This window comes from Gimesia panareensis, from assembly GCF_007748155.1.
Taxonomy (GTDB): Bacteria; Planctomycetota; Planctomycetia; order Planctomycetales; family Planctomycetaceae; genus Gimesia; species Gimesia panareensis.
In genome coordinates this window covers 3616564-3631351 of the sequence record NZ_CP037421.1, presented here as the reverse complement: position 1 = coordinate 3631351, position 14788 = coordinate 3616564, and the positions used below count along the sequence as shown (strand labels likewise).

Genomic DNA, 14788 nt, shown 5'->3' with positions numbered 1-14788 from the left:
GAATTGATTTCGGCATGTTCCCTTGAATTCGACACTTGGGTTGATGCGGCTGGCGGGACAATTGCTTTGGGGATTTGCTGAATCGGCCCCAGTCGGACAACGAATCGGACATGTTTTCGGACGATTGATGTTTCTCAGCATTTTCTTGCTAAAAGGATCAGACAAGTCCCAGAGCAAGGAACTTTGTCTGTGCTTCCGGGGGCTATTTAAAGCCAGATTCTCCGTAGAAAGGAGATACGCGGCAGGCGATGGCCTGCTTTTCGTTTAAGAAACATCAGTCTATTTGCAGGAGAGAGAACCGGCTCGTAAACACGGTGACTTTCGAAAGAAACTGAAGAGTGAAAGTCCGCACCGGGCTTGGAGAAGCTCAGTTCTCTGGCAGCACGATCTTTTTCCATATCCCCTCAGTGGAGTACTCAAACGCCTGTTCCTCATCCAGTGAGACGAGATGCATCCAGTTGCTGCTTAGTAGATTCATTATATTTTGATGTTTGGAAATAATTTTTTCGATCAGGTATCTGGGAGCTGCAATTACTACATGTAACCGTATTGGTTTGTGGTCGAATTTTGATCCTGTCTGCAGTGATTGCCAAGGCGAGTCTGTCGTTATCGCGCCGTCCGTACCAGATAGAATTCCTATGTCAACCAGAACGTTCTGTAAGCTTTTCAAGCTGCTCTCAGACTGATGATTATCGACTGCGGATGCGTAAGATTGCATGTTCTTGCAGTGGGCGAAAATCATCGGGGCTGTCATGATCTTCTCAAGCACGATCCCTTCTGGATCGTGACTGTGGTCATATCTGCACAATAACGTATTGGCTTCAAGATCATTTTCCCGGATGTATTGTTGTGAGGCAATGACGAAGGCCGCTTTCCCTGCCAGTTCCCACTCCGGACCTGCTTTTGACCATTCACCAGCTGCTGGCGAAAACTCAATCATTGTGGGAGAATTCGATACAGGCATTCGCTCGGTGCGATCTGATTCTATCGCTGATGACTTACCTGTCGACTCTGATAAGACTTTCGTATTGTCTGTCTGAGCTGTGAGTCCACGCAGCAGCTGATCGCGAAAAGCAATTTCCGAAGCGCGTAACAGCGTATATCGCAGAATCTCATCAGCTTGCGCAGAGGTTGATGATTTAAATGAAATCGGGTGTTGGCTGGGATATTCACTCCAGTCAATCTCGAATTTCTGAGCTCTTGAAAGTGCTGCATCGTACGCGAGTCTTATCGCCAGTAACCCTGAGAGATCGTCAATCTCTGATTCAATTGCCTGGTATTTGATCCAGGCAGACCAGTTGTGAATCGAAAATGCCTGACACAGCAAGTACGTTTCCCAGAGAACTGGTGGAACTTTCAGGCTTTTCAATGAAGAGATAATCGAGATCTCGGGCGTACGCGGAAGCTGGGAAATGTATCTACGCAAACCGGAAAGTCCACGGAATTCGAGGTTTCGATCATAGACCGCTGCCGATCGCCAGGATTGATATAAAGTCAGCTCCTTCCAGGGGCTCGGCCAGATTGCTTGTCCCTGATCATAATGCATTGCACAATACTTTGAGATTTCGTCATAGATCAATTCTGACCAGTTGAAATTCGTGTTTTCATCCAGCAGCTCAGACAGTGTGCGAACCGGTCTGTTGTGTTGCTGTCTCATTTGGTCAGGAGCACGGTCCAGGTAGTCCACGTTGTCAGCCAGGCTTTGTAATCGTTCGGCTATTTTCTTCGCGGTGGGAATTTGATGCGCACCAACTGGAGTATTCTCGAGTTCCTCGATAGCAGACTGGATCTGTTCAATTCCGAATCGTCCGGAATGAAACTCTTCGGCATAGAATTCCAGAGGCATCAGGGTGTCATAGTCTGAAAAAATTCGTAAATACTTTCGAGCATTCAAGAATGATCGCTCACAGATTCCATGATATGGATTTACGGCTACCTGGTCTTTGATAGACGTGACAGATGAAATCACTCGGGAAACAGTATGAAGTGCTTCGGAAACGTGCTCTATCAGGTGTACCTGTGCAGGAGAGTATCTATTCAGCAATGTGGGCAAAGGAAAATATTTTGATTCAGATTTCTTTTGTGACATTGTGGCACTCTTTCTAGTAGCTTTGATTGATATCTGACTGCAAAAAATGATCTAGCAGGATTATTGGCAGACAAGTATTTCTAAACGTTGTCCGAGCATCACCTCATCAAAAAAAGGATTTGAAGACTGTTTAATCCAAACGGTTGAGTTCGCTTGTTTTCTGGTGTAAACAACGGTCAGAAAACGTAGCGCGTGCCGGTTGAAAACCGTAGCGCTGTCTGTGCAGGATTCGTCCTGATGTGGCTGTTTGGGGACGAATGCGTGGTCTTTTGTTATTTCGTCAGTCGCGGTTGCTTGCTTGAGCTTTTTGTGTGCCGCCGTTTGGCGTCCTGTAACCGGTAACTTTCACCAGTGGTTTCCAGGATATGGCAACGATGGGTGAGCCGGTCGAGTGTGGCCCCCGTCAGCCGTTCGCTGCCCAGGACCTCGGTCCAGTTTTCAAAGGGGAGATTGGTCGTTACGATCAGGCTGAAACGTTCGTAAGCCGTGCTGATCACGTCGAACAGCAACTCGGAGCCGAGTTTACTTGCGGGGACATATCCCAGTTCATCCAGAATCAGCAGATCGAGTTTCGCGAGCTGCTTTTTCAGGCGGGTTAACTCCCGCTGTTCGCGGGCTTCCATTAACTGGGTAATCAGTTCTGTGACCTGGTAAAAGCGGACCCGCTTTCCCTGGCCGCAGGCGGCAATCCCCAGGGCGACTGCCAGGTGCGTCTTGCCGGTGCCGGAATTGCCCACCAGCAGGATATTCTCCCGCTGCTCGATAAACTCACCCCGCATCAGTTCGCTGACCAGCAGTTTGTTGAGGCCGGGCTGGACCTGAAAATCGAACGTTTCCAGGGTCTTATACGTCGGGAACTTCGCGGCCTTCAGACGTCGTTCCGCGGCCCGGCGTTCCCGTTCAATCAGTTCCAGTTCACATAACTGTAACAGGAATCCCAGATGGTCGACATTGTCAGTGGCACAACGGGCGGCGATCTTTTCGCATTCTCTGAGGATGGTGGGCAGCCTCAGGTTCTTGAGATGGTGCTGCAGCAGCACCAGGCTTTTGGTTTGTTTTCTGGTCACGTTTAACCTCCGATTAACAGGGACTGGTAAGCAGAAACATCCGTCTGTGCCACCTGTACCAGCTTCAGGTGGGGACGGCCTTCCAGGCTGAACAGAGTCAGCGGTGACTCCTGCTGGTATTCCAGAATCAGGCGAATGGCAGAAGCGCGGGTCGCATCAATGTCCAGCGCGTATTCCACCGCACGCTTCAGTGCGGATAACGGATGGTGTTCCAGCAGGCGCAGCACCTTGATGAACTCCCGCGTGCCGTCTGACTGCAGTTCGGCTTCCAGCCGACGGCGGAGAATGCCCAGACAGACCGGCAGATCCCAGTCTTCCAGGGGGCGGGCATGATCAAAGCCTCCCGGCTTCCGTTCCAGTAAACTCAGGTAATGAATCGGGTTAAAACGGGTCTGTTCCCGTCCCCAGTCCCGCTGGTGCCGGGCGATTAACGTCTCTTCAAACAACAGCCGCACTTCGGTGATGGTGGCCACGATAGTGATCTGACGATGCGCGTATTTTGTGGGAACCGAGTAACTGTTGGTATCAAAGCGGACCAGCGACAGGGAGTCGGCGTGTGCCTGTCCCAGTCGGCAGGCTTCGAACGTCTGCTGTGGCAGGGGCCGCAGGAATTCCCGTTGTTCTTCCGCCAGCAGGCTCTGTTTGGGGGAAGCCTGTCCCCGCAACTGACGCTGCAGATCGTTCCGGCAGCATTGCACTAACTGCTCGTTCAGAGTCTCCAGGGAAGCAACCCGGGGAACGGGGACCAGGAAGTTGCTGCGGGCATAGTCCAGCAACCGCTCGACATGGCCTTTCTCATTCGGTCGTCGTACCAGACAGAAATGATCGTCAAACAGAAAGTGGCTTTTCAGACGCAGGAACTCGGTCGTTACTTTTCGCTCACGGTTCCCTACCAGACTGGCTACTGCGATTTTCGAGTTGTCATAGCTGATCCGCTGCGGTACACCGCCCAGAAATTCAAAGGCCCGCTTGTGTCCTTCCAGAAAGGCTTCCGTACATTCCCGGGGAAAGGCCTGGATAAAAATCGCGTCCGAATAAGGTAACGTCATCACAAACAGGGCGACTTTGGTCAGTGTTCCGTCCAGCCAGACATCGGCAAAGCCGAAGTCCACCTGGGCTTCGCCCGGGGGATGGCGGAGCGGCAGGAAAACCTCGCGGGACTGGGCTTTCCAGTCACGGATGGCTTCCCGGACGATCGTGATTCCACCGGAATACCCGTGTTCGTCCCGCAGACGTTCGAAGATGCGCTTCCCCGTATGGCGCTGTTTGCGATGCACGCTGCGGTCGTTCTGCAGAATCTCATGAATGATCGGCAGAAACGGCTCCAGCTTGGAAGGCCGGGGCTTAGTCAGCCGGTATCCCGGCGGCTCCGAGTAGGTCAGTATTTTTTGCAGCGTGTCCCAGTGAATACCGTACTCGTCACGAGCAGCACGTTGACTGATTTCTCCGGTCAGAACACGCCGACGGATCTCACCCCATAACTCCATATCTGTAATCACCCTTGCCCCCGCTGTTTCCGGATCAGAACTGACTCATATACTGAGAGTCTGACCCAAAACCAACAGGTGGTCATCTGGGCGCTACGTTTTTATACCGATTTGCCACTACCCGACAGGCGCTACGTTTTCTGGCCGCTGTTTACAACCATTCCGGGAGTCACCGGTCCTGCGACGTTTTCTCTTCTTTTGAGGCACTTTCAGCCCTTCCCGACGCCATAAACGATACACACGCGTGAAACTGGCCTGCCAGCCTTCCCGCTGCAGCAGCCTGGCGATCCGGCGATAGCCGAACCGGGGCCGTGACCTCACCAACTCATACATGCGCTTGACCAGAGACGGCTCATCACTGCGAGGACACAACTGGTAACGCTGAGTGGAACGGGGCTGATCAAGAACCACACAGGCTCTCCGCTCAGAAACACGGAACTCACTCTGGATCGCTTTAACGGCGGCTCGTTTTCGGGAAGGGCTTACCAGTTTCCCTCCGAGATATTTTTCAGCATCTTGTTGTCCAGAGACAGATCGGCGACCAGTTCTTTTAGTCGCTTGTTCTCGTCTTCCAGTTGTTTGAGACGCTTGGCTTCTTCCGATTTCATGCCGCCGTATTGATTCCGCCAGCGCAGGTAAGTCGATTCACTGACTTCCAGGGTCTGCAGCATGGATGCCAGATCTTTACCGGCATTCAGCATCGCATCCGCATCACGCAACTTGCGGACAATCTGCTCGGGGTTGTGACGTTTTCTTCGCTTGTTCATCAAAAGTTCTCCTCGCCAAAAGGACGCTAAGAACCTTCATAACATTTGGATCAGTTTTTGAAAAGCAGACCAAACTCAACATGCCTGAACTGCATGTGGTGGGGCGGCGGAAGTGCTTTCGGTTTCCTCCTGTCCGCCTATCGATCCGGGTGATGGGCCGGTCGTGCTTTCGACGTTTAAGAACGTCGCGAAGAATGTGCTTAACATCTACGTGGAAGGGGAGACCGAGCCAATCGGCGTGACTGCCGGTCATCCGATCTGGAGCGAAGACTGCCAGGCGTTCGTGCACTCAGAAAAACTGCAGCCCGGCGAACGACTGCGTTCGGCGCTCGGTAAGACAGTCCGCATCACCTCGATCGAAATCCGCGCCGACCCCGAGCCGGTTTGCAATCTGGAAATCGCTGGCGAATACGTCTACAGCATTACCGATACCGGCCTGCTGGTCCATAATACGGGGCCATGTGATGAAACAGTTGAACTCTTCTCGTATACTGATAAATTGGAGATTAAAAAAAGTGATTTTACAATTTCTACCGGTCGTGTTTACCTCACAAAATATAGGCCCGTTGAGTGGCTGACAGAAAAAGGTTTTAAAGCATCTCTGAGGCGATTTAGACGTATTGGAAAACCGAAGCTACTTTCCGATAATTACACTTATTTTACGACAGGACCGATCATTCCATCTGAATGGGGTTTAAAACCAATAATTCCTCGTACTGCGAACTTTGGGAAACGTCTTGGATGACAGTATCATACCTCGCTCGGAACTAGCGGTTTTAAATTAAAAGGATACAGTAATATTCTTGTCAATGAACCGATCAAATCATCGAACTGGAAGCTCATTAAAGGTACTGGGGGGCTTTGGGACTCCTCTGCCGATGTGTTGTCTCTGGCAGGAATTACTGCATGGGGCTCTGCAGGCTATCAACTTATTGGAAGTGAATGATGATTGACTTAGAGGAAAAGTATGAGCGATTCGACGACTACGGGTTGGTTGTTCTACTGACAATAGCTATCACCATAATTGGGTGTTTTATTAAATATGTATGCGAGGATCTGACTACTGTCATATATTTTGTGAGAATTGGATACTATGCTCTATTGGGCCTGAATGTACTTTTTGGACTTTTATTATGTTACTGTGAAGAGGCACCTGGTGATGGGCTTGAAAAACGGAGCAAATTAGAAAACAGTATCGCAACCTTTATTTTCATCGGAGCGAATGTTGCAGGAGCAGTATGTTTTGAACTGATAACTCCGGGATGAATATGGACAAGATAAATTACCATTCTTTTTTTCAGCATTTTTAAATTCTTTTGATAAAATAAGTAGATCGGATTTATGTCCGACTTAGTTCGAGAACTGGCCATCTTCAGCTGTCTGCTCTTCACCAGTTTCTGTTTCTGGAAAATAGAGAAAGGTTGATTGCTGGTTCCGACAATCAGAGACTGCTCTCAGCAGAGGCGCGGCAGTACATCCTCCCTGACCACTTACACGTGTGGTGAAGGCGCCGATTCAACCGGGGCTAACGCACTGCGGCTAATTTGGCTTTTCTGTTGTTGAAGTCCTGAAAACAAGAGTAACAGCACACCCTCGGCCATGGTGAATACTTACATAACTAACGCTGTCGACCTCATAATCACGCTGAAAACTATTAAATAAACGCTACCTGGGATCTCCCGTGTGAATCCGGGTTTCTGCCTCTGGAAACAGTCTCTGTTCAGGTTAACGATTTTCATCTACGGCGTTGCGTTGCTTTTTCATAAAATGGTGTGTCTGGATGTAGTCGGTGAGTGGTAGATCCCATTGGAGAAATGTGGTTCCTGCGAGAGTCTGAGCTGCAGGCAACTTCACCCCTGCGGTATGAGAGGGTTGGTTTCCCGAAGCTGGATCGATCTGTTTCTCTGTCCGTTTCCGGCTCGCTGTGCTCGGACCGAGTTGCATTCGGGCGGCCCCTTTTTTCTGGTTGGGCATTCGAAGATTGATTATGCTGGTTTTGTATTTTGTGAAACGGCGCGCGGAGGTCAAGCAGAATTTGTGCTCTAAGTTAGCAGTGAGTGCACCTGAGTTTCAGGTGACTTGCATATCAGTTGTCCTGAGTTTGCTCCGAAATGATTTGAAAATGTACGAGACATTGGGAACCGGTGCTTTCTGTTCCGGTGAAAACCTGGAAAAATCGACGTTGATTCAGGTGCTGCTGGGGCACTTGTTCGCTGTGTTCCAGTGCGCGCATCATCCGCCTCGCGCGCGAAGCACATTTGCACAAAAATACGATTTGGCAAGAACGATTCAAGTTCAATTTATTCAGTTTTTGAGACAGAAGTGAGCTGAACAGCGGGAAGGGGAGATCGCTGCAGAATGGAGAGGAGGGAGACAGGGAGGCAAATAAAAACCGGCCGCTCACAAAAGTGTCAGCAGCCGGTCTAGTGGAGGCGGCGGGAATTGAACCCGCGTCCTGTGAACCCTCAGCTAAAGCCTCTACGTGCATAGTTTATCGTTTGAGTCTCGTTTCTGCGGGCACGACAAACAGAGCCTTTCGGAAACCAGTCCACCACGGATCTCGCATCAGACGGAGCGGACATTGATCTGATGCCAGCCTGATTTTGTGACCAGCCTTCGGACTCCTCAGACAGGGATTCCTAAGCCGGGGTTGCTATATTAAGCAGCCATTGAAAATTGCTTGTTTGCAATTATGTTGTGATCAGCTTTTTACGTGGCCAACTGATCAACCACGGCACGCCACCTTAACATACGGCGAACCAGTCGAATCCGATCGCCCCCCGTATTCAGGAGTACGTAATAAATACGTCAAATCCTGCCGGAAAGATGAATCATTTTTGAAAAATCTTTCCGATCTACTCTCATTATTATCAGCAAGCAGGTAAGAGTCAATTTAGTATCTTTCCCGAAATCGCTGATATTACATAATTTAGTGAAATCCTGCCTCGCATGTCGCACTGAATCGAACCATCTTGCAGGAATGACCAGTGTCAGAACCAGGGCTCAAGTGTCCCTGTCGCGGGCCAGAATCGGTCTACTGTTTCTACTGCATTTGGCGTAGAATATGTGTTGCCTCCAGAGTCTCTTATGGAGGAGAACTTAGTACTGATCCACTTGTTTAAGACAGGAAGTTCATCTGACAATGCCGTTTTCCAAAACCGTAACAGGGAATCGTCGACCGTTGAGTCTGCTTTGGGGAGTTCTGAGTTGCCTGGTGCTGCTGACTGGCATAGTGCAGGCTGAGTCGAAGCCCACCACTCCTGCGTTTGTAGACATTCCGGAGCAGGGGCAGGTTCGCTTTGAAACGACCAGTAAAGAGGATCAGGTGCCGAAACGGTTTCATCTGGATCCGCATACATTTCCCTTCCGTTGTCAGTTCAAACGGATGAGCGGGCCGGTCAAGGTCTATGATGTGACGTTCCCGTCGCCGGTGGAAACGGATGTCAAAGAGAACAATACCGTCTATGGTCATTACTATCAGCCGGAAGGCACGGGGCCGTTTCCGGGCTGTGTCTGTCTGCATATTCTGGGAGGGGGTTTTGAGCTGTCCGAAATGTCAGCCAATGCGCTGGCCCGGCAGGGAATCGCGGCACTGACCATCAAGATGCCCTATTATGCCCAGCGTCGGGGGACCGGCGAATTCAGTCGGCGACGGATGATCTCGTTTGTTCCAGAGCATACAGCGGCCGGGATGACGCAGGCGGTGCTGGATATCCGTCGGGCGGCTGCCTGGCTGGCCAGCCGGGAAGAAGTTGACGCCGATCGCCTGGGCGTGACCGGGATCAGTCTGGGAGGGATCATGTCGGCTTTATCGTCTGAGGCCGAGCCCCGCTTTTCGAAAGTGGCGATCTATCTCGGGGGAGGGAATCTGGCGCTGGGTATCTGGGAGAATCCCCACCCCCACGCGAAATTCTTTCGCAAACAGTGGCTGGAACATGGAGGGACTTATGAGTCGTTTGTGAAGATCATGTCGCCCGTCGATCCGCATACGTATGGGCATCTGCTGAAAGACCGGGACGTTTTAATGGTCGCGGCCAAACACGATGAGATTCTGCCTCCGGAAAGCGCGGTGGCACTCTGGGAATCGATCGGCAAGCAGCCCGAACTGGTCTGGCTGGATGCAGGACACATTTCTGCCGCCATGTATATCTTCGGCGAAACGCAGCGTCTGACGACCTTTTTCTCGAACTGGGACAGGAAATAAGATCGGTTTCTCTGTCTGCAGTTTGCTACAGCAAAACGGGGATTCGGTCTTAGTTTCTGAGCACTTTTCGCAGCATGTGGATCGCGATGAGAAGCAGGCCCGCGTTGCCGATCCAGAGCGACCAGCTGGGTTCAATTTTGCCCAGTTTTGACAGATTGAGCATCAACAACACGATCGGATAATAGAACAACAGAATGGGCATGAAGACCAGGAAGAAACTGGTAAGAAACTGCCGACGTGCCTGGGCGATAGAAAACGGACATCCAACCAGCACGAAAAAGAAACAGCTGCAGCTTAAAGCAAACCGACTGGAGAGAGCGGTTCTGAGTTTGTTTTGGCGATCCTCCTGAAAATGGTTCTGCGGCAGATTCGAGTTGACTTCCGGCGATTTAAAGTGTTCGAAGTCTCCCAGTGCCAGCAGCATGGCCACTTCAATGTCGCGCTGAAATTCGAAATCATTCTTCTTCGCCTGCAGTTCCACCAGTTCTGCTTTGATCGAGCGGACACTCATGTGGCGGGCTTTGGGAGTGGGGGTCTGGCTGGGCAGGGGGAAGGGAAAGATATCCTTTTCCACATAGAACCGGGGCTTGCCGGGAAAGTCAATATGCCCTTTCGACAGATGCAGGATGACCTGTTGATGGGGCAGATCAAATTCCAGCGTGGCTTCTTCAGCCTGCAGATGCACCGGCTTCTTCCCGGGAGGCGAGTAGCGGAAGGTTGGTACGAGCAGAGTTTTATCCCGCACCCCCATGACGGTAATAGAGATGCCACTGTTCGGATCATGGATCTGATTCTGTGAACGCAGCTTTTCCAGGAAAATCGTTTCGAGTTCAGTGGCAATCGTGGTTTCGATATTTTTCTCTGCCCAGGGAATAATCTGATCGCTGAGCAGCAGCGAGCCCAAGCTCAAAAAACCACCCAGAATAAAAGAAGGCCAGAGGAGTGAGAGCACATTAATCCCGGCTGCTTTGGCAGCGGTGATTTCCTGGTCACCAGAAATACGACCATAGACCACACAAACCGTCAGCAGGAGTGTGGCAGGGATGGTAAAGGGTAACATGCTGGGCACGATGAATGGCAGGATTTTCAACACCAGGGTTGCGCCCAGTCCCTGTTTGGAGGCTTGCTGGAAGGCACCAACGAAGACCAACAGGACGGTTAAAACCGTGATCATCAATGTAAAAACGCGCAACAACTCAAAAAGAATATAGCGCTGTAACAATCGCATGACTGGTGAATCAGGTCTTGGACAAAAGAGAAGGGGAGTTAATTCAGGTTGGCTGTGATTACTTGTCGCTCACATCGCTGTAACAAACATACTGGCCAGAGTTTTGACCGAAGCTGTATAAGTCAAAATACCGGATTGAGTCAATATCAGACCCCAGGGGGTGTAGACGCATGAATACATTTTGAGGCGAATTGAGCCGGCTCTGATCAAGATGGTTCTAGCGAGCATAACTCTATCTGCTGAATCAGATATCGGCAGAATTGATACAATCGCGACATTTATTTCCCTGTGGAGACATACTTCATATGTAAACTGGATAAATTGAGCATTTTTTCAGCAGAGTCGATTGTTCAACCTATTAATTGTGAAGAGTTCCCTTTTAGAAACATCCGTCCTGTGAGACAGAGTGTTTCTGGGTGAGGAACCAGAACAAAAGAGAATCAAAACTAACTTTTAATTATGGAACAGAGCTATGTTAGACGCTTTAGAAAATGCCCCTGTTCGCTCCGAGTTTTGTGATGATGAAGATTTTCGAGAGCTGATCGAGATGTTTATTGATGGCATCGCTGAAAAACAGCAGGTCCTCAATCAGGCCAGCGTAACCGATCAGAGAGAGGAACTTCAGGTCCTGGCGCATCAGCTGAAAGGTTCTGGTGCCGGTTACGGATTTGAAGAACTTTCCCAGGTTGCTGCCGAACTGGAAGAGGCTTGTAAGACGGGAGATCTGGTCAAAATCGTACAGCAGAAAGAGTTGTTGTCGCATTATTTAGGCCGAATCGTCCTCTAGAACCCGGCTTACGGTTCCAGTCGTTCGACAATTTTTGAGAGCGCTACGATGCGTGTGATCAGCGTTTTGGCTTTTTGTACGCCGGGCTGACCCATTCCCTGACGATCAAACAGACTTGACGTTTTCGGGTGGCTTTTGAAAGTCGGTTGTACGGATTTGACTTCATCGCAAATAGAAAGCCATTCTGATCGAAGGCGTTCAGGGAGGCTGGCAGGGATCTGGTCTGCCAGTTGCAGGATTTGATCCGACCGGTCGAGTAACAGATGGCGTGCATCATAATTGGCCAGCTGGAGCTGCATCACGAGTGTGGACAGACTGTTTTGAAATTCCGGAAGCGTCATCGCGAACGACCTTTTCGCGTCAGAGTGAAGTCTCTAACCTTTGAAGAACAACGGGTTACAGAGCAGGCCCGATCACGGTCTGCAGACTGGTTTTTTCAGGGTTCTTATTGACTGTGCCAGCCAATTATTAGTAAATAAGAGCTTCGGGTGTTTCGTCCTGATGATCAATCCGCCAAATTGAAGCTTGCCGGAGTGGACACACCATACAATGATCTCAAGATTGAAAACGAATCATAACAAAAATTGATTTTATGGGGAGTCTCTGATGTCCAGGTTAGGCCAGATCGCGATGGGTTTACTGCTGCTGACTGCAGGTTATGTTCTGGGAGCATCTCAAAGCTTTCAAAGTACCACACTGCATGCCCAGCAGAACTCTGGGACTCCCACTGAGGAGACAGAAGATAAAATCAAACGGGGCGATAAGCAATTGACTGAAGCCCAGGCAGCCCTGGAACAGGAAAATTTCATGCGGACTGCTACTAAAGGTCTGAATGCATTCGCCACGAGTTGCGGGGGCGTCAATGCCCTGGATGATCTGGAAGCCGGGAATGGCGTCGATCCAGAAACATTCGCCGGGTTGTATGCCGGGCTGGCCAAGCCGGATGTAGCGACCCACCTGGGACGCGATGATCAGGGCAGAATCACCTACAAAAACAAAATCGTGCGGATGTATCCGGTCTCCAAACTGAAAAAACTGTTTGCAACCCGTTTGAAATACACGGGTGAGACGCAGGATGATACGACCGGTTTTTAATTTCGAGTCGTCTCTGATTGCCGGGGAGATGTTTCCGCTCCTGCCAGGCGCTGCCCCGGCTGAACTGTCAGTTTCAATTCTCTCTGCAGAACCAGTTGCTGATCGGTTTGTGTGCGGAGAACTGCTTTCAACATTAAACTGTCGCCGCGGGCTGACCGCTTCAGTTGTGCTCTGGGCAGCCTCAACTGAAATTCAGTGACATTCCCCCGTTGCTCTGAGAAGATTCCCCGTTGGGCAATTTCGATCTGAGGTAACGGGGGATCGGACAGTTCGTTCGGCAGCGAGGCGGTTTCAAAATGCCGGGGCTGTCTGTCGGAACGCGAGAGATAACCTCCGCAATATTCCACACCGATTTTCTCGACCGGTACCTGTTCCGGGTGCTGAATGTGTAGTCGAATTTCAACGAATTTGTCGGTTGCTGGCGTTTGGCCAGTCGCTGGCTGCCACTCTGCATTGAAGTCGAGTCGGGGCCGATTCTGTGGAAGTCTGATCAAGGTCAATTGCATTCCGGGAAAGCCGCTCGCTTTAATCAGCGCCTGTTGATTCAGTGTACTGTCGGACTTGAGATGCACAAACGCAGACGCTGACGATGCGATTTTCAGAGAACACTGATTTTCCGCAGTCAGATTCCAGGTGTGTAGCGCCGGACCTGCCAGCAGAAAACGCCCGCAATGGATATCTGTCTCATTTGTTGTGAAGCTCTCAACGGGAAACTGGTGTTGCAGACTCTGTCTGGCAAGGGAAACTGACCACTGTCGAAAGAGTTCCGGAAACGGAATCCCGGTCAGGTCTTCGATCTTCTCCACACCAGTCAGCGGATGGTGCGTGAAGTGGTAGGCAAAACGCCGGCCAGGATCGAGATCATTGCACCAGTTGAGGAACAGGTTTACCGCACCGCGACAGCCATGATTACGCCAGAGACGGGCACGGTAATAGTCGGGCACAATCAACGGATAGGATTCCGGTTTGCGATAGAACTCACTGATCCGGTAATCCCGATTGGTATAACCCGGCTCCATGATGTGGGCGATACCTTCATTGAGCCAGTCTTCCTCATCTGCCAATATGCGCCCCCTGGTTCGTTCCTGTGTAGTGCGAATACTGGAGACCACTGCATGAGTCACTTCATGGCTGAGCAGGTCGAACAGTTCCTGGCCCGGTTTGAGTGCGGAATTGAGATACAGCATGTCGCAGTGATTGCTGAAGGGGGCAGCGACGTTTTCTCGAAAATCGCTGGGACGGACAAAACCATTGATTGAAGTCTTACCTCCCTGCAGCTTTCCCAGCCAGGGAGAGAGCAGGATGGTGAATCGGCCGTCCTGATCGACGTCAGTGAGCGGCCCGCATTGTTGCGCCAGCTGGTCGAGCACCTGTTCTTCCAGCAGATGGATGATTTCATCAGTCAGGCCGGTTGCCAGTTCCGTCGTCTGCTGCTGCTCGTCCAGATAAATCGCCACCCGGGGACTGTGCTGGATCAGTTTTCCGGTCACGCGGGTATATTGTTTTTTATCTGCGAGGTCACCATCGGTCACAAACAGAAAAAAAGATCGCTCTGAAGCAGGTGAATTGAGAGACTCCTGAATGTCTGATTTCAGTGTTAACGTTTCACGATGTTGGTGAGCGGGGTCACCAGAGGTCTGGTGGGCATGACTCAGCATCTGCGGAAGTGGTGCGCTGTTCTGGAAATAGCAGCCTGCCGGAGTTGTTCGGGTGGCCTCTGCCATGAGTGCCAGCCTGATCGTCTCTGATTTACCCGGATCCAGTTGCAGGTTGTTGATAATCAGGAGATATTCTTCGCCAGATTGCATGGAGAGTGGGAACTGCGGCCGGCTGTGATACGCTGCAATTTCAACAGGTTGCTCCCAGTCAACAGGCAGAGTCCCGGAAACGACAGGCCTTCGGGCCGTGACATGCGTGGTTCTTTTCCCTGGAACTTCAGTTGACTCAGAAGAGGTGGTGCTGCCACGGACCAGGATCCAGCCAATCCACAGCGAAGTGATGGACAACAGAATTGCTGTTTTCGAAAAGAATCGGAAACTCATAGTTAGAGGGGAGGTGGAGGAG

The 14788-nt window shown here is 50.8% G+C and carries 12 protein-coding genes, 1 other RNA gene and 1 pseudogene; 4 read left to right on the top strand and 10 right to left on the bottom strand.

The window, feature by feature from the left end:
• Nucleotides 1-367: 367 nt before the first annotated feature.
• From Enr10x_RS13770 to Enr10x_RS13750, 5 genes are all read right to left on the bottom strand, one after another.
• A complete protein-coding gene (locus Enr10x_RS13770; RefSeq protein WP_145449974.1) occupies nucleotides 368-2089 on the bottom strand; it encodes a putative inorganic carbon transporter subunit DabA in 1722 nt (573 codons plus the stop codon).
• 272 nt (nucleotides 2090-2361) lie between these two features.
• A complete protein-coding gene (gene istB / locus Enr10x_RS13765; protein ID WP_145447830.1) occupies nucleotides 2362-3156 on the bottom strand; it encodes an IS21-like element helper ATPase IstB in 795 nt (264 codons plus the stop codon).
• Nucleotides 3157-3158: 2 nt separating this feature from the next.
• The gene (istA, locus tag Enr10x_RS13760) at nucleotides 3159-4643 is read right to left on the bottom strand and encodes an IS21 family transposase (RefSeq protein WP_145447831.1); all 1485 of its coding nucleotides are present in this window, start codon (nucleotides 4641-4643) and stop codon (nucleotides 3159-3161) included.
• A gap of 117 nt (nucleotides 4644-4760) precedes the next feature.
• Nucleotides 4761-5054, bottom strand: coding sequence for an IS3 family transposase (locus Enr10x_RS13755; RefSeq protein WP_145449972.1), 294 nt, complete (start codon nucleotides 5052-5054; stop codon nucleotides 4761-4763).
• A gap of 71 nt (nucleotides 5055-5125) precedes the next feature.
• Nucleotides 5126-5410: a transposase gene (locus Enr10x_RS13750; protein WP_145449969.1), complete on the bottom strand. Its 285-nt coding sequence runs from the start codon at nucleotides 5408-5410 to the stop codon at nucleotides 5126-5128.
• A gap of 71 nt (nucleotides 5411-5481) precedes the next feature.
• Between Enr10x_RS13750 and Enr10x_RS13745 the strand changes: the two are divergent.
• Nucleotides 5482-5876: pseudogene (locus Enr10x_RS13745) on the top strand (polymorphic toxin-type HINT domain-containing protein); the annotation flags it as partial.
• A 1259-nt stretch (nucleotides 5877-7135) separates the two neighbouring features.
• Here the strand turns inward: Enr10x_RS13745 and Enr10x_RS30285 are convergent.
• Together Enr10x_RS30285 and ssrA are read right to left on the bottom strand one after the other, a co-directional pair.
• On the bottom strand, nucleotides 7136-7354 hold the full coding sequence (locus Enr10x_RS30285; protein WP_232093386.1) for a hypothetical protein: 219 nt from the start codon (nucleotides 7352-7354) through the stop codon (nucleotides 7136-7138).
• Nucleotides 7355-7834: 480 nt separating this feature from the next.
• Nucleotides 7835-8191, bottom strand: a transfer-messenger RNA (tmRNA) gene (gene ssrA / locus Enr10x_RS13740).
• Between the two features lie 361 nt (nucleotides 8192-8552).
• Between ssrA and Enr10x_RS13735 the strand changes: the two genes are divergently transcribed.
• Nucleotides 8553-9614 (top strand): alpha/beta hydrolase family protein, encoded by a 1062-nt coding sequence (locus Enr10x_RS13735; RefSeq protein WP_145106796.1) that lies wholly within the window; start codon nucleotides 8553-8555, stop codon nucleotides 9612-9614.
• A gap of 49 nt (nucleotides 9615-9663) precedes the next feature.
• On the opposite strand, the gene Enr10x_RS13730 is transcribed toward Enr10x_RS13735, so the two are convergent.
• Nucleotides 9664-10842, bottom strand: coding sequence for an LptF/LptG family permease (locus Enr10x_RS13730; RefSeq protein WP_145106798.1), 1179 nt, complete (start codon nucleotides 10840-10842; stop codon nucleotides 9664-9666).
• Nucleotides 10843-11314: 472 nt separating this feature from the next.
• Between Enr10x_RS13730 and Enr10x_RS13725 the strand changes: the two genes are divergently transcribed.
• Nucleotides 11315-11629, top strand: coding sequence for an Hpt domain-containing protein (locus tag Enr10x_RS13725; RefSeq protein WP_145106800.1), 315 nt, complete (start codon nucleotides 11315-11317; stop codon nucleotides 11627-11629).
• Nucleotides 11630-11637: 8 nt separating this feature from the next.
• Here the strand turns inward: Enr10x_RS13725 and Enr10x_RS13720 are convergent, their stop codons facing one another.
• Nucleotides 11638-11970, bottom strand: coding sequence for a hypothetical protein (locus tag Enr10x_RS13720; protein ID WP_145106803.1), 333 nt, complete (start codon nucleotides 11968-11970; stop codon nucleotides 11638-11640).
• 265 nt (nucleotides 11971-12235) lie between these two features.
• Here Enr10x_RS13720 and Enr10x_RS13715 point away from each other — a divergent pair, with 265 nt between their 5' ends.
• Entirely contained in the window at nucleotides 12236-12724 is a 489-nt protein-coding gene (locus Enr10x_RS13715) for a hypothetical protein (protein ID WP_145106805.1), read from the top strand.
• On the opposite strand, the gene Enr10x_RS13710 is transcribed toward Enr10x_RS13715, so the two are convergent.
• Nucleotides 12721-14730 carry a hypothetical protein gene (locus Enr10x_RS13710; RefSeq protein WP_145449966.1) on the bottom strand — a complete coding sequence of 670 codons (2010 nt, stop codon included), beginning with the start codon at nucleotides 14728-14730 and terminating at the stop codon, nucleotides 12721-12723. The genes Enr10x_RS13715 and Enr10x_RS13710 overlap by 4 nt on opposite strands.
• Between the last annotated feature and the right edge of the window lie 58 nt (nucleotides 14731-14788).

What these genes read in the sequence shown, in the direction of transcription:
- Enr10x_RS30285 (WP_232093386.1), bottom strand. Translation starts at nt 7,354, where the DNA reads ATGCAACTCGGTCCGAGCACAGCGAGCCGGAAACGGACAGAGAAACAG.
- Enr10x_RS13715 (WP_145106805.1), top strand. Translation starts at nt 12,236, where the DNA reads ATGTCCAGGTTAGGCCAGATCGCGATGGGTTTACTGCTGCTGACTGCA.
- Enr10x_RS13770 (WP_145449974.1), bottom strand. Translation starts at nt 2,089, where the DNA reads ATGTCACAAAAGAAATCTGAATCAAAATATTTTCCTTTGCCCACATTG.
- istA (WP_145447831.1), bottom strand. Translation starts at nt 4,643, where the DNA reads ATGGAGTTATGGGGTGAGATCCGTCGGCGTGTTCTGACCGGAGAAATC.
- Enr10x_RS13730 (WP_145106798.1), bottom strand. Translation starts at nt 10,842, where the DNA reads ATGCGATTGTTACAGCGCTATATTCTTTTTGAGTTGTTGCGCGTTTTT.
- Enr10x_RS13720 (WP_145106803.1), bottom strand. Translation starts at nt 11,970, where the DNA reads ATGACGCTTCCGGAATTTCAAAACAGTCTGTCCACACTCGTGATGCAG.
- Enr10x_RS13750 (WP_145449969.1), bottom strand. Translation starts at nt 5,410, where the DNA reads ATGAACAAGCGAAGAAAACGTCACAACCCCGAGCAGATTGTCCGCAAG.
- Enr10x_RS13725 (WP_145106800.1), top strand. Translation starts at nt 11,315, where the DNA reads ATGTTAGACGCTTTAGAAAATGCCCCTGTTCGCTCCGAGTTTTGTGAT.
- Enr10x_RS13735 (WP_145106796.1), top strand. Translation starts at nt 8,553, where the DNA reads ATGCCGTTTTCCAAAACCGTAACAGGGAATCGTCGACCGTTGAGTCTG.